The sequence below is a fragment of the Bacillus cereus group sp. MYBK108-1 genome, assembly GCF_051917185.1.
Classification (GTDB): domain Bacteria; phylum Bacillota; class Bacilli; order Bacillales; family Bacillaceae_G; genus Bacillus_A; species Bacillus_A cereus.
In genome coordinates this window covers 14,976-40,383 of record NZ_JBQAHZ010000008.1, presented here as the reverse complement: position 1 = coordinate 40,383, position 25,408 = coordinate 14,976, and the positions used below count along the sequence as shown (strand labels likewise).

Below are 25,408 nucleotides of genomic sequence, written 5' to 3'. Positions count from 1 at the left end.
TTTTAACTATTTCCTTCTAAAATTTTGAAGTTTTATTATAAAAACTTTGTCTTAAATTTAGCTTAATAAAAAATTGAAAGAAATAAGATTCCTCTTATCTCTTTCAATTTTTTATTACATATACCTTTTTACTCGGCAACTCTAAACAATTTAGCTGACCGCCATACACAGCCCCGCCATCAATCCCAATAATACGATTACTACCAAAATACACTCCGCAATCCTCACTACCATGAAGCGTTTTTGTTTCCGTATGCCCAAATACAATAACCTTTTCACCGCTATATCCATTATGAAATTCATTACGGATCCACATTAATGTATATGGTTCAGATTCAGAAACTCGTTTCATCGGTTCAACCCCAGCATGTACAAATATATACTCTTCTGTTTCAATGTAATGATCTAATTCTTGAATAAACTTTATATGTTCCTCTAATACACGAGAGTGTAAAATCGGTTTTTGGAAGTCTTTCTCATTAACCGCAATATCTTCTTCTACAAATCCATAGCTATATAATGTCTTATCTCCACCATTTCTTTTTACCCAATGGTTCCATGAACGTTCCTCATTTGTCGTTAACGCCTTAATCATCATATCTTCATGATTTCCTTTTAAAATGAGTGCTCCATCTTTTTTCAATTCTCTTACCTTTTCAATTACAGCACGCGCATTTGGACCACGATCTACATAATCTCCCAGTAAGATTAATTGATCCTGTTTCGCATCATATTGAGCTTCTTCCAATAAATGTTCGAACTTTTCTATCTCTCCATGAATATCACTAATAACAAGAATTCTTTTCATATTATCCCCCCTCTTTCTAATTATAGTTCAAAACGACAGAAAGTTCAGAATTGAAATCCCGCATTAACGGGCAGTAAGCCCCCCACTGATTACAGTTTCACTTTATTACAAACTAAACTATTATCCTTACAACAATGTAAGTCTCTTGTCATCCAATTCGATAGTTGTAATTACTGTATTTCCTTATACTGAGAGTAAGAAATGAAACAAAAAATAAGGAGAGATGAGAGATGAAAAAAGTAATGGAAGTTGTAGTAGCGGTAGTAGAGGTTTTCGTAAATGGTAAACAAGTCGCAATGGAGTTAAATAAATAATGAAAAGGACAACATTCACTCTAGACCCTTTACTCATATAAAAGAGATAAGACTTCATCATTTCTTTGATCCCTTATCTCCCTATAAAGAAAGCCGTATCCCTTTTAAGGATACGGCTTTCTCTTATTTTTGACTCGTACGAGCTGAAATGCTAATTGCTCTATCTGTTGCTTTGGCAGCTTCATCTAACGCTTCTTTACTATTCTTCCCGTCATACATCGCTTCTAATGCTTTTACAACTGCATCTCGTGATTCTGGGAATACACTAATTAAAGCCCCTTGTGTTGCTGGAGATTGCTTCGTCGCTTGCAATTGATCTACTGTTACTTTCAACTGTGGATATTTTTCATATTGCTCTTTTACTAATGGCTCATTATATGCATCTGGATTAATTGAGAAATAACCTGTTGCAGTATGCCATTTTGCTTGTACGTCTGGCTTCGTTAAATATTTCATAAAGTCCCAAGCACCTTGTTGCGTTTCTTCTGAAACCATATTCGTCATCCATAATGATGCTCCACCAATAACAACACCATTTTGTTTCGAATCCTCTGGATACGGAATATATGAAACACCTACATTAAACTTAGATGCATCGATTAAATCACGAACACCTGCTGAAGAATCTAAATACATAGCAACTTGTCCAGATTGGAACGCGGCACGAATATCATCCCAACTTGCTCCATACTTTCCAAGTGCACCAGCTTTATTTAAATCATCTAACATTCCAAATACTTTCTGTCCTTCTTTACCGTTAAATACCGCCTTCTTTGCAGCATCTTTACGGCCGTTTTCGTTATCTACATATAAAGCACCTTGTGTCGCTAACAATTCTTCAAAGAACCAACCGTAGTTAAGCATGGAGAATCCATATTGTTTTACATTTCCGCCTTCTTTAATCGTTAACTTTTTCGCTGCTTCTTGTAATTCCGCATATGTTTTTGGAGCTTTCTCTGGATCTAAGCCCGCCTTTGCAAAAGCAGCTTTATTATAAATTAATACTGGTGTAGATGAATTAAATGGCATAGAATACATTTTTCCATCAACTGAATAATAATTTGTAATTGCTTTTTCTAATTTTGACGTATCGTACTTATCTTTTTTTATCCAGCTATCAATTGGTGTGATTTTTTTGCTATCAATCATATATTTCGTTGTAATTTCACTCGATTGAACAAGAGCTGGCGCTTCTTTCGTTGCAGACATCGTTCTAAATTTCGTTAAAGACTCTTCATATGTCCCTTGGAACTCTGCCTTTATCTCATATTTATTTTGCGACTTATTATAGTCTGCAACAAGACCATCTAATACTCCTTGTGTTTTTCCACCCATCGCATGCCAGAAGCGAATTACAGTTTTATCACCATTTTTTTCAACTGGTGCTACTTTTGCCTGTACTTCAGGTTTTCCCTCTGTTTTACTATTTGAACAAGCTGCACTAGATAATGCCATTGTTGCTATCATTAATAGAGCAGCACCTTTTTTAACTAGACTCATTTAAATCTCACCTTCTCTTAGTTATTTAATTGCACCTTTTGTTAATCCTTGTTGTAATTGCTTTTGCCCTAAAAATAGTAAAATCAATGTTGGAATAACGATAACCGTAACACCGGCCATTACGCTTCCCCAATCAGTTGCAACTTCTTGAGACTGAAGCTGCTTTACACCGATTTGCACTGTTCTTACTTTTTCATCAGTGGTCACTAAAAGTGGCCATAAATACATATTCCATGTTGTTAAAAAGCTATATACTCCAAGCGTAATAAAACTCGTTTTACAATACGGTATTACAACGCTGAATAAAAATCTTATATTTCCAATCCCTTCAATAAAAGCAGCTTCTTTCAGTTCATTCGGGAGTGTCATAAAATGTTGACGTAACAAGAAAATACCGAAAGCTGTTGCAAAAAACGGCACTGTCATCCCGGCGAAACTATTGATCCAGCCAAAGTTTTGAATCGTTAAAAAGTTAGGCACCATCGTTGCTTCCCACGGAATAAGCATCGTTGAAATAAACAGGAAGAAAATTAAGTTTCTCCCTTTAAACTGAAGAAAAACAAAAGCATAAGCTGCTAAACTTGATACGATAAGTTGTCCAATCATAACGACTGTCGATACAATTAAACTGTTATATAAGTATGTAAAAAGCGGTACTTTTTGAAAAATATTAATGAAATTATCAAAAGTAAACTGGGTCGGAAATAACCTTCTCATTTGAATATCGTCTGGTGTCATAAAGCTTATTAAAAATGCATACAGTACAGGAAAAAATACCATCACTGCACTAATAATGAGTAGCATGTATAATAGGAAATTTTGTTTCCACTGTTTAACAATCATTTATAATGCACCTTTCTCTCAGCAAACTTAAATTGAAGTAATGTAGCAACGAAAATGAAAACAAATAATACCATCGCTTGTGCACTTGCTGTTCCAAATTGATGATTCACAAACGCCTCTTTGTAAATCGAGTACACAATTAAATTCGTTGCATCATTTGGTCCACCGTGCGTTAAAATATCAATTTGTCCAAAGCTTTGGAACGCACTAATTAATGTTACTGTTACAATAAAGAATAAAGTTGGTGATAGCATCGGTAATGTAACACGGCGAAGCTTATATAAATAACTAGCACCATCTATAGATGCACTCTCATATAAAGACGTATCAATATTTTGTAAACCACCTAATATAACTAAAAATGCAAAACCTGTATTCACCCAAACTGTTGTAACTGATACAGAGAATAGTGCCCAGTCCGGACTCGTTAACCATGCGATTGCAGGAAGGTTCATAGAGGCTAATATATTATTAAATAATCCTACACTTGGATGAAATAAAAATAGCCAAATCACTGCACTAGCAGCTACTGATATTCCCATCGTCGAAGAAAACAGAACTCGGAATAACCCAATACCTCTTACCTTTCCATTTGCAATCAATGCAAGAAACAAAGCAAATATAATACTCGTAGGAACTGTATATAAAACAAATAATAAAGTTGATTTTATACTTTTGTAGAAGGCTGGATCAGAGAATAAATATTGATAATTTTCTAAGCCAACGAAAAGATTAGCTTCTCCATGTATATCGGTTAAATAAAAACTATAATAAATCGTCCTAAACAATGGATAGAACAGAAAAATCGAAAATAGCAAAATAGATGGCGCCAAAAACAATAATCCTATTCTTAAATCTTTCGTTCTCTCCCATAATTTTTTCTTTTTTGACACCTTTGTTTGAACTGGTAACTTACTTACTTCGATCATTATTTCGCCACCACTTTCAACTCTTCTTCACCTACCACTTTTAAGCGTTCATTCGTGTTTTCGTTAAAGAAGCATAACTTTTCTTGCGAGAATAATAATTTTACTTTGTCACCTTTGTTCAGGAGTAACTGTCCGATAACTTTCGCACTCCAAGTTGTTCCATTTACCGCAAAGTTCAATATAGATTCATTCCCTAATACTTCTACAGATTGCAACGTCACTTCTTGTCCCTCCTCAGACAGTGCAATATGCTCAGGGCGCATGCCTATGCGAATTGTTCCTTCTGGTAATTGCTTTAACTGTCTAATAGATAATGGAATTTGCAATTGTCCTATATGTAATACACCTTTTTCTTTATTTACTTCCCCATCATTTATATTCATAGAAGGAGAACCTATAAAGCTTGCAACAAATTTGTTTGCTGGTTCGTTATATATGTTAAGTGGTGTTCCAACTTGCTGTATACTTCCTTTATTTAAAACCATGATACGATCACCCATAGTCATCGCTTCTATTTGATCGTGGGTAACGTAAATCATCGTAATTCCTAATCGCTGCTGAATTTCTCTAATTTCAATTCTCATTTGCGCACGTAATTTCGCATCCAAATTCGAAAGTGGTTCATCCATTAAACAGATTGGCGCTTGACTCACAATTGCCCTGGCAAGTGCAACACGCTGTCTTTGTCCGCCTGATAATTGGCCTGGTTTCATTTTCACATACTCTTTCAGTCCTACCATTTCAATAGCTTCCATTAATCGCTTTTGTCGCTCTTCTTTTTGTACTTTTCTTACCTTAAGTCCAAATAAAATATTTTCTTCTACAGATAAGTGTGGATATAATGCATAATTTTGAAATACCATTGATAGATTACGGTCTTTCGGCTCTAGATCATTTGCAACACGTTCATTAATAATTAAATCTCCTGAAGAAATCTCTTCTAAGCCAGCGATCATTCGTAATAATGTGCTTTTCCCGCATCCCGAAGGTCCAACTAAAACAAAAAATTCACCCTTCTTAATATGAACCGATACGCCTTTAACCGCTGTCTCTTCTGCATTTTTATATACCTTTGAAACATTTTTCAATTCAATCACAAGGTTGCACTCCTTTTTTCTTCTTGTATCCATACTTCATAATGACTTGTTGAAATCGCACTTGCTCCTGCACGAATTGCAATTTCCGCATCTTCTCGCGTTTGAATCAGCCCTCCTGCAATAATAGGAAACTCTATTTCCTCTACTAGCTGCTTAATAATAGAAGGCATAATCCCCGGCATAATCTCTACTGCATTTGGTTTAGTCGTTTTACAATTTTCAATTGATTTAGTAAGAGATAAAGTATCTACAATAAAAATACGTTGAATTGTTTTCAATCCAATTTTATTAGCATTTCGAATTGTTGAACCCTTTGTTGAAATAATACCTTGTGCCCCGATAACATCTTGAATATACAAAAGCGCTTCCTCTGTATTCGTATTTAAGCCTTGTATAAAATCACAATGAAGAAATACATCATGTCCATGTTTCTGCAATTCATATACACGCTCTGGTAATTCCAGCATTGAACCAGTCATAAGAAAAACTGTTTTCGGCAATTTTTTGTATGCTTTGTATCCTTCCCAATCCTTTATCATCGCAATATAAGGTTCTTTAAACATTCATTCCACCTAACTGTTCTATTTTTATCCAAACTAAAAACACCTACTTACATAGAACGCCTTTCTCCTTATTTGAACTCTAGGGAATAGAGCACACCTAAGACAGTGGCACATTATATGTAAGTGGGTGTTCTCAAATGTTCTCTACCCTAGTTATTTTGTTACCTTTACTATATTACGCATTTATTAAGTCAGTTTTGATAGATTGTTAATTAGGTGTTAATCGAATGTTAATATTCACCATATCATTATTTACATTAATCTAGATATTAAAATATAAATAAATAGAACGAAACAATACTTAAAATCCAATCAATATGTAAATTCATTCCATAGTTAATGATTTTTAGTTTGCTTGCCACTGCTTGCAAACTAAAGTTATCCCAAGCAGTACTATAAAGTGGAATGCGCCTTTTCTCTTGTATTGATATGGCCCAGGCTGTAACAACATCAGTACCATATCCGTTCCCTTGAAAATCCGCTAAAGTTTCCACACTTGCCTCAGCAGCTACGGGCGTACTTCTGGCACTGCAACAAACAGAAACTACTTTTTCATTTTTTACAATTGCCAAATAAGGTTGCCTCCTTATTTACTCCATTTACCATCCATTCATAATCTATTTTTCATGTTCAAAATAAAAATCCCATTCAAATACACATTACTGAATCCATCATACTAACTGATTTCTTCATTCTGTCTATCTAAATGGGATTATTTTTCGTTTTTTACTCTACTGGTTGTTGTGGCTGTACTACTTCATTCGCTCCAGCTACCCTCAACATATTTACAATATCTTTAAAACCTCTTTTTTCAGCGTATTGCAGTGGCGTCAGATGTTCCTTGTTAGCCATGTTTACATCTGCACCGTGATCAATAAGTAATTGAATTACTTTCTTATGGTTTTCACTACCATTTCCTAATACAATTGCTTCTAATAACGCTGTTCCACCACGTTCATTTTTATAATTCACATCAATATCTGTATGCTCTAATAATTCTTTAACAACCTCTACATGGCCACGCTCAGATGCAGAAATAAGTGCTGTCCCACCTGACCTAGTCGTTTCTTTCGTATTAACTCCTGCATTAATTAATACTTTTACAATATCCGTATATCCTTCTCTACTTGCATAAAGAAGTGGATTACTTTTTTTCTCATCTTTAATTTCAATATTAGCACCTGCACCAATTAATGCTTTAACTGTCTCTACATGATTTTGGTACGTCGCTGCAAGGACAGGCGTTTCTCCGTTGTCACCTTCTACGTTTATATTCGCTCCATCCTGAATCAACTTCATAGCTGTCTCTGTGTCTCCAAGAGTAGCTGAAAGTAACAACTGTTTGTCCATTAAATTTATACTTTTCTCTTCTTTAGATTCTTCCTGTTCTTTATGCTTCTCTTTTTTCTTCTCATTTTTCACATGAACCGGTTTCGATTCTGGTTCTTCTTGCTTATCGCAAGCCACTACCGTCATTAAAAGTCCTAATAAAATACATAATAAAATTTTTTGTTTTCTCACAACTACAGCTCCTATGAAAGATAATGTTTTCTTAACCATTCCTCCATCACATACAATAACTCTTCTTGAGTACATTTATCCATAAGCCCTTTAGATTCCTTCTTTAATCGGATTATCTTAAGCTTATACTATGTTTCTCAACCTATTGAAATGATACGCCTGATGGCCCCATCATTAACATTATGAAGCAATTAGTTTAGCACGTTTTTACCGCATTTGTATACATTTCTAAAAAGTACATAAATGATTGCTTTAGGTTACTATATTCCATTGTAACCGTTCTGCTAAAAATTTTACACCTTTTCTATATTTGCACCTGATTAATAATAGAAAAAGACAACTACATAGTTGTCTTTTTCTATTAATGATGTCCACCATGATTTCCTGCTTTCGGTTTCCCCATCATCTCTTTATTCATTTCCCATTTATGCTCTGCTAGCTCTTTATACGAAAGAACTTTCCCCTTATAGTTAGATACAAAGCTCTCTGCATCTTTTTTATTTTTAAATGAAATGACATTATAAGCCATCGGTGTCGTTATTGTTTTATCATATACGTAAGTAGCGTCTTCTAACGAAATCCAATCTTTCGAATCATAATCTCGGACAAATTTCTCTTTCGTCTTTTCATCTGAGTTGATCTCCATCCATTTATACATACAACCGATATCATCAAACTTTAACGCTTTTCCATTTTCTAAAATAATTTCTGTTGCAAATTGATTATCTGTTACCCCAATTTGGCAAATATCACATTTATCATGTTTCTCATCAATGGCAACAGCTGCTGTTTCCTTTTTCCCACACCCGACTACCGTAAATACGAAACATAAACATATAGCAAGTACGACATATTTTACTTTCATCAATATTCCTCCCTAGAAACCGTATACTCCACGAAAAGAATACCAAAAGGTTGTGTGAGATTTGTGAAAAAACAATGTGCTTTTTGTAATATAGGAAACAAAAAAAGATGTGTAGTTATTTCTACACATCTCTCATCACTCGCAACCTGTAATTAACAAATCATCTTCTAATTTAACTAATAATGTATCCGCACTAATTTCCTGTCCAACTTCTACATTTACCAATCTTATATTTCCACTAATCCCGACTGCAATTTTTTTAAGCTCACCGTCATTTTTTCGGATCATCAGTAATTTTTCCCATTCATATACGTAAGAAGATTCATTAATAAAAATCTCCTCTACTTTTCCTTCATAAGAGCTATAAATCTCTTCAATTCTCGTTTTCATATAACATCTACTCCCTATTTCACACTTCACTATTTTCATCTTATTCTACCATTCTTACGAGAAGCAGCTTACTTTTTAAAAATTCAAATTAACTACCGTGAACAAAATGAACAAAATAAAAATTATGCTTCTAATGATGTTATTTTTCAAATTATTTACCATTTGAATAGATGCTTTTATTATAAATAAAAAATCTTTTTCTGAATTTTTATTCTATTTTGAAAGCGCAATCATTCTTTTGAGGGGGAAATTACATGTTAGCACTACTTGGATTTGCGATGGTATTTGTCTTTATGTTTTTAATTATGACGAAACGTATGTCAGCGCTAGTAGCATTAATATTAATTCCGAGTGTTTTTGCATTAATTGGCGGATTCTATGCCAATATGGGGCCTATGATGTTAGAGGGGATCCAAAAATTAGCACCTACTGGTATTATGCTTATGTTCGCTATTTTATATTTTGGGATTATGATTGATAGCGGTTTATTCGATCCTGTCATTAGTAAGATTTTAAAATTTGTAAAAGGAGATCCTTTAAAAATCGTTGTCGGAACGGCTATATTAACTATTATCGTTTCTCTAGATGGTGATGGTACAACAACATACATGATTACAGTTTCCGCAATGTATCCACTATATAAGCGCCTTGGAATGAACCCCCTCATATTAGCTGGAGTTGTTATGTTAGGGGCAGGGGTAACAAATCTTACACCTTGGGGTGGACCCACAGCTCGTGTTATGAGCGCACTTGGACTTGAGGCTTCCGAATTATTTACACCTCTTATTCCAGGAATGATTGCTGGTGCAATTTGGGTTGTTTTCGTTGCCTACTATCTTGGGAAAAAAGAAAGAAAACGTTTAGGAATTATGGATGTACAGTATTTAAAACAAATGCAAACAATGGATGAGCAAGCTGCAACTGTCGAAGCAGCAGTGCATAAACGCCCTAAACTTCTATGGATTAACTTTTTATTAACCGCCACATTACTTGTCTGTCTCATACTAGAAGTTATGCCATTACCTGTTTTATTTACAGTCGCTTTTGCTATCGCTGTTATGATTAACTATCCAAACTTAGAGCAACAGAAAGAACGTATTGCTTCTCATGCTGGGAATGTATTAGCAGTTGTTTCTCTCGTATTTGCTGCCGGTATTTTCACTGGTATTTTATCTGGAACAAAAATGGTAGATGCAATGGCTAACAGTGTAGTAACTCTTATACCAGATGCACTTGGACCACAATTGCCAATTATTACAGCACTTCTCAGTATGCCATTCACATTTTTCATGTCTAATGATGCATTTTACTTCGGGGTATTACCTATTTTGACGAAAGCTGCTGCTACTTACGGAATTAGTGCAGCTGAAATGGGACGTGCTTCCTTACTTGGGCAACCCGTTCACTTATTAAGTCCTCTTGTCGCTTCCACTTATTTATTGGTCGGAATGGCAAAAGTTGATTTCGGTGAACATCAACGCTTCACTTTATTGTGGGCCGTTGGAACGACAATGGTTATGTTAATTACTGGAATTGTAATTGGGATTATTCCAATATAAGATGCAAAAAAACAGTAGAAGGAATAAAATCCTCTACTGTTTTTTATTATGAAGAAACAAGAAAATAACGTCTCTCGGGTCTCCCAACACTTCCATATATTAGCTCTGCGTGGACTTTCTTCCCAGATATCAAATACTCTAAATAACGCCTTGCAGTTGATCGGCTTACGCCTACCATTGAACTTAGCACCTCTGCTGTAATCCCTTCTTCATTAACTGTTAACATATGCTTTTTTATTTTCGCTAAAGTTAAAGGATCTATCCCTTTCGGGGCATATTCTATTTGATCTCCCTTCACCCCTCTTTGAGACCATAAATATTCAATTTGCTCCGTAGATAATTGATTATTTTTCTTTAACTGTATAATCTTTTTTTGATAGCCTTCCAGACTTGCTTTAAATCGGTCAAACATTAGTGGCTTTACGATATAATCTGTTACTCCGCCCCGCAGGGCGTGCCTCACTACATCTGTTTCCGATGCCGCTGTAATCATAATAATATCTGTATCGTGCAAATGATGCCTAATATATGTGACAAGTTCCGTTCCTTGCATATCAGGTAAGTACACATCTAATAAAACAAGCTGTGGCTTCACAAGCTCTAGCCATTCTTTCGCTTGTTCTCCAGTCGTTGCCGTTCCAATTACTTTAAATCCCTCAATTTTCTCAGTAAAACGACGATGAATGTCAGCAATCCGAATATCATCTTCTACAATTAATACTTCAATCTCCTCACCCATTACTATTCGCCTCTCTCTTTCGGTAGTGCAATAATAAATAACGCACCACCTAAATCCCCTTTTTCAATTGCAATACTTCCATTTAAATCTTCTACTAACTCTTTCACTTTTGCTAATCCATATCCTCGCTCTCCTCCTTCTTTCGTCGAAAAGCCTTTATAGAATATGCTAGTAATTATTTCATCATGAATCCCTTGCCCTGAATCTTCCACTTCAATTAATATTTCTTCTCCAATATCAGTTACAAACATCCTTACTTTCTTATCATTCTCTTCATTTTTTTCAATTGCTTCAAATGCATTCGTAATTAAATTTCCTAAAATAGAAACGACATAATTACTCTCAATATGTGGACTTAATTTTTCTAAACCACTTTCTCTATCTAGCATAAAATCAATCTTCAACTCTCGTGCTCTATTATAAAATCCAATTAAAATTCCACCTAGCCATGGATTTTGAATCCGCTTCATAATAAATTGAACAAAATCTTGATATACCGCTGTTTCCTTATGAATAAGCTCTAAAGCATCTTCGTATGATTCTAATTGAATAAGACCTGAAAGCGTATACAATAAATTATTATATTCGTGCGCTTGCGCTCGTAATGCCTCTGTATATTGCTTCGTCTGAGATAATTCTGCTGTTAACTGATCCATTTCAGATTTCAAACGTAAGCTCGATACAACGCCAGTTACTTTATTCTTTACTTTAATAGGTAGACGGTTCGCAATAACAGCCTGTCCTTTTATATTTAATTGGCGATCAAACTGTTCTTCACCAGTTTGAAGTACATCTAGTATCGTTGAATTAGGAATTACATTTAAAATAAATTCCCCAATAATATTTTGTTGTTTATCTAGCGAAAGAATATCATAAGCTGCTTGATTGACTAAACTAATCATGCCATTTTTATCGATTACAATAATCCCTTCACGTACAGATTGAATCACTGTACTATGCTCTTCATATAAAGATGAAATTTCTTCTGGTTCCATCCCGAACATCATTCTTTTTATACTTGCCGCTAAATATATAGAGCCGATTACTCCAATTAATAGCCCTATTATTGTAATCCAAAATACACGCTTTCCATACACTTCTACCGCTCCATGAATATCAGCCATTGAAAATCCAACAGACACCACACCAATGATTTCATTTTCCTGATTACGGATTGGAACTTTTCCGCGTAATGAAGGGCCTAATGATCCAGTTGCTTTCGAAACATATGATTTTCCTTCTAATAAAACGCCTTTATTATCTCCGCCAACCATTTTTTCTCCTATTTTATCTCGCTCAGGATGCGCATAACGAATCCCCTCTTTGTTTCCAACTACAATGAAGTCAGCCTCTGTATCCATTCGAATTTTTTCTGCGATTGGCTGAATAATAGAAGCTGGATTTTCTTTTTGAAAAGCTTCCTGAATTTCTGGTATCGCGGCAACTGTTTTCGCAACATGCAAAGCCCGTTTCCCAATTTGCTCTTCTACCGTTTCAGATAATATGTAATAAAATAAATAACTCGTTAGCAGAAGTACCACTAAAATAAGTGTACTAATAGTTAATGTAATTCTCGGTTGGAGTTTTAATTTTTTTAATTTCAAAACCATTCCCCTAACATGATTAAAGATAGAATTTAAAGAATATACAGTCTCTTTAATTATACTTAATCATAACACGGTTACTCTATATTTCTTTCTTTTTCTTCTCATAAAAAAAGAAACGAAGTAAAATTATTACCTCGTTTCTTAATATTTGTTATTACACTTTAAACTTACTAATCATCTCTTGTAATTCTTCTGCCATTTGTGATAAATGGATTGCTGCTGCATTTATTTCATCTACTGAAGCTAATTGTTCTTCTGAAGAACCAGCAATATTTTGAACGCTTGCTGCATTTTCTTCAATTGTAGCTGCAATTTCATTAATAGATGCACTTACTTGTTTTGCATCTACCGTCATTTGTTTTGCTACATCTACCATGCTATCAATTTGTACAACTGTATCATTTGTAGACTTCAATATTTCGGCAAAGCTTTGCTTCGTTTCATTTGCAACTACAAGTCCTGATTGTACTTCTGCTCCAACTTGATTCATAGAGCTTACTGTTTCTTTTATATCAAATTGAATCTCTTTCACTAGTTTCCCAATTTCCGTAGAAGACTGTCCTGATTGTTCTGCTAGCTTTCGCACTTCATCTGCTACAATTGCAAATCCTCTTCCTTGCTCTCCAGCTCTCGCAGCCTCAATTGCCGCATTTAACGCTAATAAATTTGTCTGTTCTGCAATATGTTGAATCACTTCAAGGATTGCTCCAATTTGTTTCGACTTATCGTCTAACAAACCAATGATTTTGTCTGACTGTGAAACAGACTCATGAATTAATTGCATTTGATTCACAGTTTGTTCAACTAACTTCCCACCATTTTCAGCTTTTTTCTTCGTATACATAGAGGCTGTAGATACTAATGAAGAACTATCTGCAACACGCTGAATTCCTTCTGTAACTTCTTCTAACAATGTTGCTCCTTCTTCAACTTCTTTCGTTTGTATTTCTGCACCACTTGATACTTGCTCTATCGCCTGTGTAATTTGTTCCGTTGCTTCGCTTGTCTGCTTCATACTAGCTGTTAATTCTTCTGAAGATGCCGCTACATGACTTGCTGAAGTGTTTATATTGGAAATGACACTTTGTAACGATGCAGCCATCTCGTTAAAACTTTCTCCTAGCTGTCCAATTTCATCTTTAGAATGAACTGTAATTGATTCTGTTAAATCACCTTCACTAATCTTCTTCGATGATATGACAAGTTGTTTTAACGGTTTAATAATAGACGCAATTATGAAGTAAATTACAATCCCACCGATTATTAGTGAAATTCCAAGAACAGTTATTGTTTTATAGAAAATAGGTTCAGCCGCTTCGATAATTTCTTTGGAAGGCATAATTCCTGCTATTTTCCATCCAGTTTTCTTATTCGTTTTAAAAGTGATATTGCGATCTTCACCATCTAATGAATAATGAAAATCCCCAGCTTCCTGTTTATACAATTCTTTACTAAGTTTCTCTTCTAATTTCTCTCCTGGCTTCATTTTCGGGTGCGCTACTACATTTTTATCTTGATCAAATATCGCTACATATCCTTCCTTACCGATATTAACCATCTTAGAAGTAGTAACAATATCATTAATGATTAAGTCAATCCCAAGAACTCCACTTTTATCCTCGTTTTGTTTTGCTAGTGTAATAACAATATTTCCTGTCGTTTTTGACTTATATGGAGCAGTTACAATTACTTCTCCGCTTTTCTTCACTGCCTCTTTATACCAATCTCTTTCTGTAGGATTATATCCATCTGGCATCTGAATAGCTGGTGATTGAATGAACTGTCCATTACTAGATCCTGTATAGATTGCTTCCATTTCTGGATGCAGTTTATTGTATTCTTCTAGTTTATTTTGTATGTTTTGAATTTGATCTGCTTGGTAACTTGATTGTGTAAATAATTTCGTAAAATAAGTTGCATCTATTTTTTTACTATCCAATTCCTTATTAATTACATTATCCAAAATTTTTATATTATCTTTCGCCGAGTTTAAAATTGTTTCATTAAAATTCGTCTTCGCCTGTTGATAAGACGTCCAACCAATTACAATACTTGGAAGAATTAAAATAATAATAAATGATACAAGTAACTTTGTTTTTAAACTACTACTCCTTAATTTCCCTTGAAACATACTTCTACCCCTCCATACCGTTTTAAATGTAATTAATTAACATTTAATCTTTCTATAAAAATAATACGATTTAAATGTATCAATGAGACTCTCTATCTTTTTATACATCTAAAGAATTGATACATATCTTTTTCATTCTATATAAATTAAATAATTAAAACAATGTATAAAAATGTATATTATTCGAAATATTATAATTCATAGGAGAACCTCTAGTATTTCACTTACTAGAGGTTCTTTCCACCTTACTATTCTTTATCTACTTCTTTTTTCTCATCTTCTACTACAGATACAACAGGTTTATCGCTTGATAATTGTTGTACCGCTCCTTTTCCTGCAAATCCTTCTAATAGCTCTTTTAAGTCAATGCCAGAAGAAGCTTTTAACGTTTCTTGCATCGTTGCCATTAAATCAGTCGCATAACCCGCAACTTTTCCGGCCCCGCTATTTTTACCACCGCCGCCTGTATCGACAACTGTGATTTTATCAATATTACTAAGCGGACTTGCAAGTTCCTTCGCATAACTTGGAAGCATTTTAAGAACCATATCCATAATTGCCGCTTGACCATATAATTCAAATGCTTCTGCGATTTTTTGTTTCGCTTCTGCTTCTGCTAAACCTTTTAATCTAATAACATCTGCCTCTGCTGTTCCTTGCGCTTTTTGTACTTCCGCTTTCGCTTGACCTTGCGCTTTTTCGATTTCCGCCTTCGCTAAACCTTCCACACGTACTTCTTCCGCACGAGCTCTCGCTTCAGCTTCAATCTTATATTGATCCGCATCTGCCTTTTTAATTTGTTTTACTTTTTCTGCTTCTGCTGATTGCTCAACAGCATAACGATCTGCATCTGCTTTTTTCTTAACTTCTGCATCGTATTGCTTTTCACGACGCGCAATCTCTTTTTCTTCTAACTCGATTTGCTTTTCACGCTCAATGATTTTAACGCGCATTTGCTCTTCTGTAACACCTTGTTGTGCTTTCGCTTGTTGTAATTCGTAAGAAAGATCCGCATCTGCACGTGCTTGCTCTTGTTCTCTCTTATAGGACTGTACTTTTAATTCTTTATGTTTTTCAGCTTCAGCGATTTGTGCATCACGTTGATATTCTGCTTCTTTTGCCTCTTTTTCAGCACGTGCTTTTTCAATACGTGCTTCTTTTTCACGCTCTGCATTTGCAATTGTTGCATCACGCTTAACTGTCGCAATTTGCGGCTGACCAAGCGCATCTAAGTATCCGTTTTTATCCATTATTTCTTTAATTGTGAAAGAAACAATGCGAAGTCCCATCTTCTTTAAATCTGTAGAAGCTACTTCATGTACCTTTTGAGCAAATTGCTCTCTATTACTATACGCATCCTCTACTGTCATAGAAGATAAGATTGCACGTAAGTGACCTTCTAAAACCTCTTTTGCTTCTACTTTTAACTCTTCTGTTTCTTTTCCTAAATATTGCTCAGCTGCAGTAGATACTTCTTCAATTGTAGAACCTACTTTAATAATAGAAACACCATTTACTGTAACTGGAACACCTTGCTTCGTATACGTATCACGTGTACCAACTTCTAATTTGTAGTTTAATAGGCTTAAAGGCTCTGCTCTTTGCATAATTGGAACTACGAAAGTACCGCCCCCGCGGATAATCTTAATCTTCTTTCCATCATCAGTGGTAACAACATTCTTTCCTCCACCAAGCCAGTTCCCTGTAACAATTAACGCTTCATCTGGACCAACCGTACGATACTTCGTAATGAATACTAAAATGAGTAGAATTAAAATTGCCAGTAAAACTCCACCGATAATTAATGGAATCGTCATGTAAATTCCCCCTTATAATTTTGGTTTTTTTAAAGAATAAGCGATGTTTTGTACAAGTAAAACACCATCTTGGACTCCCTCGATAATAACCTCTGTTCCTTGCGAAATATCTTTTTTTCCAACAGTTTTAGCTGGGATTGCATTACTTCCAAATTGGGATAAAATTAATACTTCACCAAATCCTTCTGTAGGAATTGTCGTAATGACTTCTCCTTTGCAACCGATAAATTCATCCATACGTTGTACGGTATTTTGTTCTGCTTCTGCAATCGGTTTTAAAATTAGTATTTTCATGATGAAAACACCGATAAAAGATATAGCAAATGCAGCCCCGAAAATAGTAATACTATTAAAGGAAAATAAGTACTCTCCTATATAACTAAGCCCACATAACATGGCGAAGAAACTAAGTAATAAAGTAACAACGGATACAGATCCGCCCCCAAAACTAAATATCGATTCAAATATATCTCCAAAGAAGATATAAATAACAGTGAGTATAGTAGCAATAATAAATCCATATAAATAAATTGTTTCAAGTGGATAACCAAACAAGACCATTTCTTATCCCCCTTTCTTAAACAATCCCTTTTTTGTTATGTGTATGCCCCACCTCTTTCAAAGATTATTGTTCTTAATTTTCAGTCATTTATCTTTTAAATAAAAGCCTGTAAGACAGGCCTCTAAAAAAGAACAGGAGAAACCTATTGTGACAGGCTCCTCCTAGAAAATAACCGATATATTATATATCTATATAATATACTATTTTCCACAAAAAGTAAAGTTAAACATACATTGGAAAAGCACTTATTTTACTGACAATTCGTATGTTCCATCGCCATTATCATATTTATATACATACAAGTAATACTTACCTGGTTTTGCATTAAATTTTGCTTCTATATGATTCCCATTAGCTTGACCGTAAGCCACATAATTTTGCATATCTGATTCATGGTGAAGTACCCATGTCATCCCAATTCCATACTCATTTAAAACAGAAATGTCGATATCTTTCGCTGATGCTACATTAAATGTATAAACATCAGTGTGGTCCTCGCCAATAAGATGACCTTTTATCGTACTATTTAGCCCGATACGATTTGCTTCCTCTGGACGATTATTTGGTTCTGATTCTGTTAAACTTCCATCTTTAATCGTAACAGTTGTTTCGCTTCTGCTCTCTTTGCCTTTATCATCTTTTACTCTTAACGATACTTTATAAGAACCTTCTCTTTCATATACATGTACTGGATTCACTTCTACACTTGTGCTTCCATCTCCAAATTCCCATAAATAAGAAACAATTTTTCTATCTTCATCGTTTGAGCCATCACTTTTAAATTGAATTCCCTCTTTTACAAGACCACTATAAGGGCCATTTATATTAACCGTTGGAGCTTTATTTTCTCCATCATCTTTTGCGATTCCATGGAAGACTACATCATATTCAAATTCATTTGAGCTATTTACACGATAATTGACGAAGTATGCTGTAACAGTTTTGTAGCCACTCCATTCTTTTTGCGCCAATTGTTCTAAAGATTCATTTACTCTTTTACTCATTTCTTTCCAATCTTCTGATTCACCTTTTGTGACACTACCTGTATACGTACCTTCTAATGTAAATGTATTAAAGAATTGAGAATTATGTTTTGTCATTTTTGTATCTTTCATAGGCAACGTATCACTAATTTCTTTTTTCACTTCAGTTAACGATTTCGGTGCATGTTCAGCTAAATAATCATCTGCTACTTCCGGTACATTATATTTATCTTGATTATCAATTAACTGCTGCATATACTCTTGATACTCTTTATTTAACTTAGCATCTTTACTTAGATTTTCACGATATGCATCATAATTTTTCACGTCATTCGCACGAATCAAATCTTGAATTTTATCAAATGTTTCAAACTGATGCGTATATAAGTAAGACTGCAATGCGAACGAGTAATTATAGAAATCCCAAGAACCGTATTTAGCAAATAGTGTACGCTCTGCTGTATAACGGCTTGCAGGATCAGATGATAATCCGCTAATTATACTCTTTCTTGGTACAACGTTATTCGTACGAGTAGATCCTGCGAAAAACTCTGCATTTCCTTCTTGGAACCAAGTTAGCCTTTCATTTTGATACATATCTCCTCTTCCAAATAAACCAGGAACTTCATATCTCCCTTGCAGATAATGAGTAAATTCATGACGGAATAACTCTTCTAAACTATAAATACTTTGCTCTGGTGTACGCTCATATGTAAAGAATGTACCTGTCTCCTCAATATAAATTCCACCGTTGTTTGTTTCATATCCATACAATTGTCTATTTAACTGATATTCATCTGGACTATTATAAATTACGATCGTTAATACATCATCCGCATTTCCTGGCTCTAACGCTTTGTCATTTCCAATTACACGGTGATACTGTGCCTTTACTTCCTTCGCAGCCCAATATAGTCTCTTAATTTTTTCTTCTGATACTTTATCTCCTGTTTTGAACACAATTGATCCATCGTCGAATGTATACGTTTTTGGTAAGTATTGCTCTTTTCCTTCTTTACGTATTTTCTCTAAATCTACTGTATTCCCGCTATAATCTTTACCATTATAATTTGTTGTAATTTGTTCTACCGCAACAAAATACGGTTCACTTAAGCGTGGGTACATATGCATCGCTTGTGTAACAACCTCTAATCCTTTATTTGGATTGCTATGAAACTTCCCTAAACGGCTAGCAAAATAAATGCCATTATTAACGAGCCATTTATTTTCTGGCGTTACTTCATTTAGAAGAGCAATACGATTTATTTCATTAATAAACCCATCTACTTTTCCATACCACATCGTTTCATTCGCTTCTTTACGAGCCTCAGTTAAGTACGACTGTATATCATAGTCAATACCTTGCATAATATCGTATATTGCTTGTCCCTTCATTCGATCATTTACATAAGTAGTATAATTATCATTGTATTGCTTTAAAATATTCGATGCGTATTGAACCGTTTCAACATCGCTTGAAGCATTACTAATTAATTTACCGTATGCAGATACGACTGTATCTTGTTCAACTGTACCAAGCTTAAAGTTTGGATTTTTTGCGATTGCTTTTAAAGCAGGTAAACATTTATCCTGGAAGCTTCTTTCATTTAAGTCGCTTAATTCACTATTATAAAATGCAAGATAAAAAGCTGAACGCAGCACTTCAGTAAACGTTTGAATTCCTTTTGAATCATCTTTCGTAAATGTACTACCTCTATGAGCTAATTCATCTATAATGACTTGCATTTTTCCTTTATCTTTATAAAAAGCCTTTGCATCTTCATTAAACTGGAATAAGTCTGTAATTTGGTGCCATTTAATACTGCCTAACGTTTCAACTAATTCTTGGTCATTCATTTTGTTTAAATCAGCCATTGAATAGCTTTCTTTAACCTGCTTTACTGCAGTTTTCTTCGTAATAGATGCTGGTCGCTGTGAAAAATCTCCTACTTTTAAACGTTCTTGAAATGATAAAGTTTCATCACCTTTTGAAATATGTCCAACTTCATCTACCGACTTTTCAATTCCAACCGGTTTCGTTTTTAACACGTTATACGGTACTTTTTCTTCCGCTGCTGCATGAGTTTGAAGTGCGCCTAACGATAAAGCCATTGTACTAATGCTAAGCATCACTTTATTGATCTTTGATTTCTTGTTCATATCCTGACCCCCTATTTTAATATTCCATTCAAGAATTTAACATAAAATCTGGATGTAACAATATAAAATGCAATATTTCATATTATTTCTTCCTATAATTTGTACATATCGTGAACGCATTGCTCTTTACCTCCCTAAAACAAATTGCATCCTTTCACATTATAAAAAGGGAATTTTTTGACAATTAAAAACTTAATTGTTATGATTATTATAATTGTTAACTTTATTAAATAAGGGTGGGATTCTATGATAAAAAAAGAAAACAGTGTATTTTATATCTCCTTCTTGCTAACAACATTATTCATTATATGGGGAATTACCCCAGCAAGTTGGATACAAGGCTACGATTTACAAAGTGTTACATCTTCTTTAAACTCATTTATCCTCAATAAATTTGGATGGTTTTACTCTCTACTTATGACTACAATGATTATTTTGGCTGCTTATTTAGCATTTTCCAAGTACGGTTCTATTCGTCTTGGTAAAGATGGAGAAAAGCCAAAATATAATTATCCATCTTGGCTATCCATGTTGTTTGGGGCAGGAATGGGAATTGGACTCCTCTTTTATGGAATCGCTGAACCGATTTCACATTTTACAGATCCGTTAACAGGAAAAGCAGGTACAGAAGAAAGCGCCAAACTCGCTATGCAATATTCATTTTTCCACTGGGGACTCTTTCCGTGGTCACTATACGCAATGGTCGCTTTAACAATTGCATATTTCACATTCCGCAAACAAAAAGGTAGCACAATTGGGGCTACAGTTACTCCATTATTTAATCGATCGAAAAATTCTCGTATTGGAAAAACAGTTGATATTCTAGCTGTTTTAGCCACAGTATTTGGCATTGTACCATCTGTTGGGATTGGTGCTCAACAAATTGCTGGAGGATTAAGCTATTTATTCCCTTCCATTCATAACACTTTACTTACTCAGCTCGTACTTATAGCTATCTTCGCTGTTTTATATTTAACAAGTGCACAAACTGGCTTAGATCGTGGGATTAAATATTTGAGTAACTTGAATTTCTCTCTTGCAGGTATTTTACTCATCTCTTTCTTACTTTTAGGACCAACTGTATTTATTATGAAATATTTCACATCTACACTCGGTTCTTATATTGGAGCTTTACCTAGTATGGGATTAAATTTAGGAGCATTTAATGAAAAATCTTCTGCTTGGATTGAAAACTGGACTATTTTCTATTGGGGATGGTGGATCTCTTGGTCTCCATTCGTCGGTACATTTATCGCTCGTATTTCTAAAGGACGCACAATAAAAGAATTTATTTTTGGAGTTGTATTAGTCCCAACCCTTATCTGTACATTTTGGTTTGCAGTATTTGGTGGTACCGCAATTCATATGGAAATGTTCCAATCGCTTGGAATAGCTGATGAAATTGCAAAAAATGGTACAGAGATTGGATTATTTGCTGTTATTTCACATCTACCATTCTCTACATTTTTAACGATTATCGGGTTAATTTTAGTAGCCACATTTTTTGTTACTTCTGCTGATTCAGCAACATTTGTTGTTTCAATGCAAACGAGTAACGGAAGCTTATCACCGAAAAATAGTTTAAAACTTATATGGGGATTAACAATCGCGATAATTGCCGCTATTTTATTACAAGCTGGAGGATTAAATGCACTACAAATCGCAGCTATCATCGCAGCACTACCATTTTCTATCGTAGTCGTTCTTATGGTCATTTCGCTCTTTAAGGAGCTGCGAAAAGAAGATGTTAATTTGCAAACGAAAGAAATTCCGAAAAAAATAAAAAAGGTTATGTAACGATTAGCACCTCTTTTAAATAAAGTATTCGGCCAATAAATTAATCCTGAATTCCTTATTAATAAAGGCGGGAAAGTAAATTAAATAAACCCCATTCGTATGAAATATAATTTTCATACGAATGGGGTTTTATTCTATCTCTTATACAAAAGACACCATCATATGCATGTTTCTAATAAAACCGCCATGATAATGTCTTCTCAAAAAAGCTAAAATTAATTATATATAATAATAAGATTAAACGTTATTTATTTCTTAAATAATCTCTTTCTAAATACGAACATACTTAGTGCGGAAAGAACAAGTGTTAACCCAGAAAGTAAAGTCGATGTGCTAGCTTCACCGCCTGTTGATGGTAAAAATTTCTTGCCTTCCTCTGGCTTATTAGTATGTTGTTTATTTAAAGTGTCTGCTTTTCTTCCCTCGTTTTCAACAACTTGATTATTCCCTTTTGGCTCTTGATCCAATCCTGTTACTGATTCTTTTACTTCTTTCTTTGGTTCTTTCGCTTCTTCAACTTCTTTTACCGGCTCTTTTACTTCTTCTTTTGTACCTTCAACTTCTTTTACCGGCTCTTTTACTTCTTCTTTTGTACCTTCAACTTCTTTTACCGGTTCTTTCACTTCTTCTTTTATACCTTCAACTTCTTTTACCGGTTCTTTCACTTCTTCTTTTGTACTTTCAACTTCTTTTACCGGTTCTTTCACTTCTTCTTTTGTACTTTCAACTTCTTTTACCGGTTCTTTCACTTCTTCTTTTGTTTCTTCAACTTCTTTTACCGGTTCTTTCACTTCTTCTTTTATACCTTCAACTTCTTCTTTTTCCACTATATTCTGTATAACTGTTCCGTTAAACCTTATGCTAATTTCATCAGAATCTAAATCAAATTTATACACCTTTTCACCTGGGGTACTCCATTTTATTACTCCGTTATTAAACGTCCCTCCCTCACTTACCAATTGAATATTTTCAATACTTTCTCCTTCTAAATCATATACAGGAATTTGAATTTCTTCGTTTATTTTTGCATCATTTAAAATGATATTTTGTCTTCCAACATCAATTGTAAACCACTGACCTAATTGTATTAACGGCCTTACATCACGAATCTCATTTCCAGCTAGATTTAAGCTAAATAAGTTTAGCATGGAACCAATAACCGTTACATCTTTAATATGATTGTCCGCAAGATTTAACCACTGTAAATTTTCCAATGAAGATAGTGGTGTTATATCTTCAATTTGATTATGAGATACATTCACATTATTCAATTGCTTCAAGTTTGAGATGAACTCAATATTTTTCAGGTCTACTCCTTCTAAAGTGAGGTTTTCTAAGTTCGTCATGTATTCTAAACCTGTTATATCTTTTATCTCATTTCCTTTTTCTTTAAGTATCTCTAGTTTTTTAATCTGTAATAAATCTTCTTTTGTGATAGGAGCGTTTAAATTCTCTCTACCTAAATTCTCTTTATTAATATGTTGTTGTAAAGTTTTATCGAGAATTACATTTTCCTTTTGTTCATTATCCTCTTTTATTGTTTCCTTTATTTCATCTAATCTTTCAACAACATTTTGAATTACTGTTCCATTAAACTTAATACCATTCTTCTCTGGCTTTATATCCAACATAAATTCATATGTTTTTTCTCCAGCAGTATCCCATTTAACAGCACCATTATTAACTATTCCACCTTCACTCTTCAATCGAATAGTATTAATTGGATCTCCTTGTAAATTATAGACGGGTATTTTAACTTCCTTATTTTTTTCTACATTATCTAAAAAGATTTTTTGTCTTTGAATATCGATATACATTCTTTTCCCTAGCTCTTGAACAGGTCTAACATCACGAATTTCATTTGAACCTAGTTTTAAATCATATAAACCTGTTAATTGACTAAGTGGCGTTATATCTGAAATATAGTTTTCTTCTAAATTAAGTGATTGTACAGTAGACAATCTTGATAAAGGTTCGATGTTTTCTAATTCATTTTTAGCAAGATCTAACTCTATTAATTTTTTCATTGATGTAACATGTTCAATATTAGTAAGTCCATTGTTCCTTAATGATAATTTCTTTATATTTTTCAATTGCTCAATCCCAGCAAGGTTATCATTACTAATTTGATTATTTGCTACATTCAAAGTCCTTAAAGATGTCAATGTAAATAATGGTTTAATCTCTTTTATACAGTTACTACTTAAATCTAGTATGTTAATCTTCTTCATTTGGCTTAATGGGCTTAAATCTGAGATTTTATTGTTTCTTAGATTTAAAGATTCAATAGCCTCTAGCTCAGCTAGAGGTCCAATATCTTGAAGTTCACTATAAGTTATATCCACTGATTTTAATTTTCTCAACTTCGAGATAAATTGTATATTTTCTAACTTAACTTCTTCCAACATTAAGTTTTCTAAATTCGTCATATATTCTAGACCGCTTACGTCTTGTATTCCTTTACTTTTAGCTTCAACGACTGTTAAGTATTTAACTTTTAATAAATCTTCCTTAGTTATTGGAGTATTTAAATCCACTCTCTTCAAATTATATTTATTAATATGCCTTTTTAATTGCTTATCTAATATTACATTTCCACTTTCATCTTGTTGGTCCACTTTTTCCTTTTTTTCTTTTGGAACATTATTTTCTAAATTTAAAGCATTTACTTCAAACTGCACTTGATACTTATTATCATAAGCCATTGTCGGAATATAAATGTGCATCTGCATATTGTATCTTTTCCCTAAATCTCCAACTTCAAATTGAATCACTTTCGTTCCATTTTTCTTTTTATCTTCTGATATTACTTTTACATCATGAAACACACCAGGAGTATGAATATCTTCTGTTTTCAAGTATTTGAAGAAATCACTATCACTTAACGTTGCTGTTACAATTTTCTTTCCATTCTCAATTGTTAATTTCGGATCCTTTATATAGACAGCTGCCATAGACTCTTCATTCGTTTTATCTTTATAGGCTTTAATAACAGCGTCATATGTACCATCTTCTAAACCTTGTCCAGTTTTATTCGCCTCAATTGCTACTGCCGCTAAAGCAGGTGTTGAATACACAGCAAACGGAAGTGATAACGCCGCCGCTATAATCATTGCATTTATACGTTTTCTTTTATTTTGTTTCAACTTTACATCTCCTCTGAAATATATAATTCGAAATGTAATCATTTCTCGAATAAATGATAATGATTTTCATTATCATT

18 protein-coding genes and 2 pseudogenes are annotated in these 25,408 nt (G+C 34.0%); 2 read left to right on the top strand and 18 right to left on the bottom strand.

Translation table 11 applies throughout. The features are described from left to right. Window positions 1-103: 103 nt before the first annotated feature. The 10 genes and pseudogenes from ACTFSL_RS13680 to ACTFSL_RS13635 form a co-directional block, all read right to left on the bottom strand. On the bottom strand, window positions 104-808 hold the full coding sequence (locus tag ACTFSL_RS13680) for a metallophosphoesterase family protein (RefSeq protein ID WP_000821949.1): 705 nt from the start codon (window positions 806-808) through the stop codon (window positions 104-106). Between the two features lie 437 nt (window positions 809-1,245). Beyond that, window positions 1,246-2,622 carry an ABC transporter substrate-binding protein gene (locus ACTFSL_RS13675; protein ID WP_440041855.1) on the bottom strand — a complete coding sequence of 459 codons (1,377 nt, stop codon included), beginning with the start codon at window positions 2,620-2,622 and terminating at the stop codon, window positions 1,246-1,248. Window positions 2,623-2,643: 21 nt separating this feature from the next. Then, the gene (locus ACTFSL_RS13670) at window positions 2,644-3,465 is read right to left on the bottom strand and encodes a carbohydrate ABC transporter permease (RefSeq protein ID WP_000635946.1); all 822 of its coding nucleotides are present in this window, start codon (window positions 3,463-3,465) and stop codon (window positions 2,644-2,646) included. After that, complete coding sequence (locus ACTFSL_RS13665) at window positions 3,462-4,394, bottom strand: carbohydrate ABC transporter permease (RefSeq protein WP_000573797.1); 933 nt, start codon at window positions 4,392-4,394, stop codon at window positions 3,462-3,464. Before ACTFSL_RS13665 ends, ACTFSL_RS13670 begins: the two co-directional genes overlap by 4 nt. After that, on the bottom strand, window positions 4,394-5,491 hold the full coding sequence (locus tag ACTFSL_RS13660; RefSeq protein WP_061456750.1) for an ABC transporter ATP-binding protein: 1,098 nt from the start codon (window positions 5,489-5,491) through the stop codon (window positions 4,394-4,396). The genes ACTFSL_RS13665 and ACTFSL_RS13660 overlap by 1 nt, the downstream gene beginning before the upstream one ends. Beyond that, window positions 5,488-6,054, bottom strand: a complete 567-nt coding sequence (locus ACTFSL_RS13655; RefSeq protein WP_440041854.1) for a glycerol-3-phosphate responsive antiterminator — start codon at window positions 6,052-6,054, stop codon at window positions 5,488-5,490. Before ACTFSL_RS13655 ends, ACTFSL_RS13660 begins: the two co-directional genes overlap by 4 nt. Before the next feature lie 269 nt (window positions 6,055-6,323). Continuing rightward, window positions 6,324-6,638: pseudogene (locus tag ACTFSL_RS13650) on the bottom strand (GNAT family N-acetyltransferase); the annotation flags it as partial. Window positions 6,639-6,780: 142 nt separating this feature from the next. Continuing rightward, a complete protein-coding gene (locus ACTFSL_RS13645) occupies window positions 6,781-7,650 on the bottom strand; it encodes an ankyrin repeat domain-containing protein (protein WP_000287336.1) in 870 nt (289 codons plus the stop codon). A 286-nt stretch (window positions 7,651-7,936) separates the two neighbouring features. Next, the gene (locus ACTFSL_RS13640) at window positions 7,937-8,440 is read right to left on the bottom strand and encodes a nitrous oxide reductase accessory protein NosL (protein ID WP_000865665.1); all 504 of its coding nucleotides are present in this window, start codon (window positions 8,438-8,440) and stop codon (window positions 7,937-7,939) included. A 135-nt stretch (window positions 8,441-8,575) separates the two neighbouring features. Continuing rightward, window positions 8,576-8,830, bottom strand: a complete 255-nt coding sequence (locus tag ACTFSL_RS13635; protein ID WP_000857376.1) for a hypothetical protein — start codon at window positions 8,828-8,830, stop codon at window positions 8,576-8,578. Between the two features lie 254 nt (window positions 8,831-9,084). Here ACTFSL_RS13635 and ACTFSL_RS13630 point away from each other — a divergent pair, with 254 nt between their 5' ends. Then, complete coding sequence (locus tag ACTFSL_RS13630; RefSeq protein WP_000880474.1) at window positions 9,085-10,389, top strand: CitMHS family transporter; 1,305 nt, start codon at window positions 9,085-9,087, stop codon at window positions 10,387-10,389. A gap of 46 nt (window positions 10,390-10,435) precedes the next feature. Here the strand turns inward: ACTFSL_RS13630 and ACTFSL_RS13625 are convergent, their stop codons facing one another. The 7 genes and pseudogenes from ACTFSL_RS13625 to colA all read right to left on the bottom strand — a co-directional run bounded on the left by ACTFSL_RS13625 (window position 10,436) and on the right by colA (window position 20,388). Beyond that, window positions 10,436-11,128 (bottom strand): response regulator, encoded by a 693-nt coding sequence (locus ACTFSL_RS13625; protein ID WP_000503461.1) that lies wholly within the window; start codon window positions 11,126-11,128, stop codon window positions 10,436-10,438. 2 nt (window positions 11,129-11,130) lie between these two features. Next, window positions 11,131-12,738, bottom strand: a complete 1,608-nt coding sequence (locus ACTFSL_RS13620) for an ATP-binding protein (protein WP_002025277.1) — start codon at window positions 12,736-12,738, stop codon at window positions 11,131-11,133. A gap of 151 nt (window positions 12,739-12,889) precedes the next feature. Beyond that, on the bottom strand, window positions 12,890-13,750 hold the full coding sequence (locus ACTFSL_RS13615) for a methyl-accepting chemotaxis protein (RefSeq protein ID WP_371127633.1): 861 nt from the start codon (window positions 13,748-13,750) through the stop codon (window positions 12,890-12,892). A gap of 81 nt (window positions 13,751-13,831) precedes the next feature. Then, window positions 13,832-14,866 (bottom strand): annotated as a pseudogene (locus tag ACTFSL_RS13610) (HAMP domain-containing protein); the annotation flags it as partial. A 248-nt stretch (window positions 14,867-15,114) separates the two neighbouring features. After that, window positions 15,115-16,683 carry a flotillin family protein gene (locus ACTFSL_RS13605; RefSeq protein WP_000155008.1) on the bottom strand — a complete coding sequence of 523 codons (1,569 nt, stop codon included), beginning with the start codon at window positions 16,681-16,683 and terminating at the stop codon, window positions 15,115-15,117. 12 nt (window positions 16,684-16,695) lie between these two features. Beyond that, complete coding sequence (locus ACTFSL_RS13600) at window positions 16,696-17,244, bottom strand: NfeD family protein (RefSeq protein ID WP_000242445.1); 549 nt, start codon at window positions 17,242-17,244, stop codon at window positions 16,696-16,698. 246 nt (window positions 17,245-17,490) lie between these two features. Beyond that, complete coding sequence (gene colA / locus ACTFSL_RS13595; protein ID WP_440041853.1) at window positions 17,491-20,388, bottom strand: collagenase ColA; 2,898 nt, start codon at window positions 20,386-20,388, stop codon at window positions 17,491-17,493. Window positions 20,389-20,634: 246 nt separating this feature from the next. Here colA and opuD point away from each other — a divergent pair, with 246 nt between their 5' ends. Then, window positions 20,635-22,185, top strand: a complete 1,551-nt coding sequence (gene opuD, locus ACTFSL_RS13590; RefSeq protein WP_440041851.1) for a glycine betaine transporter OpuD — start codon at window positions 20,635-20,637, stop codon at window positions 22,183-22,185. A 248-nt stretch (window positions 22,186-22,433) separates the two neighbouring features. Here opuD and ACTFSL_RS13585 read toward each other — a convergent pair whose 3' ends face one another. Continuing rightward, window positions 22,434-25,331 (bottom strand): leucine-rich repeat domain-containing protein, encoded by a 2,898-nt coding sequence (locus tag ACTFSL_RS13585; protein ID WP_440041850.1) that lies wholly within the window; start codon window positions 25,329-25,331, stop codon window positions 22,434-22,436. Window positions 25,332-25,408 lie beyond the last annotated feature (77 nt).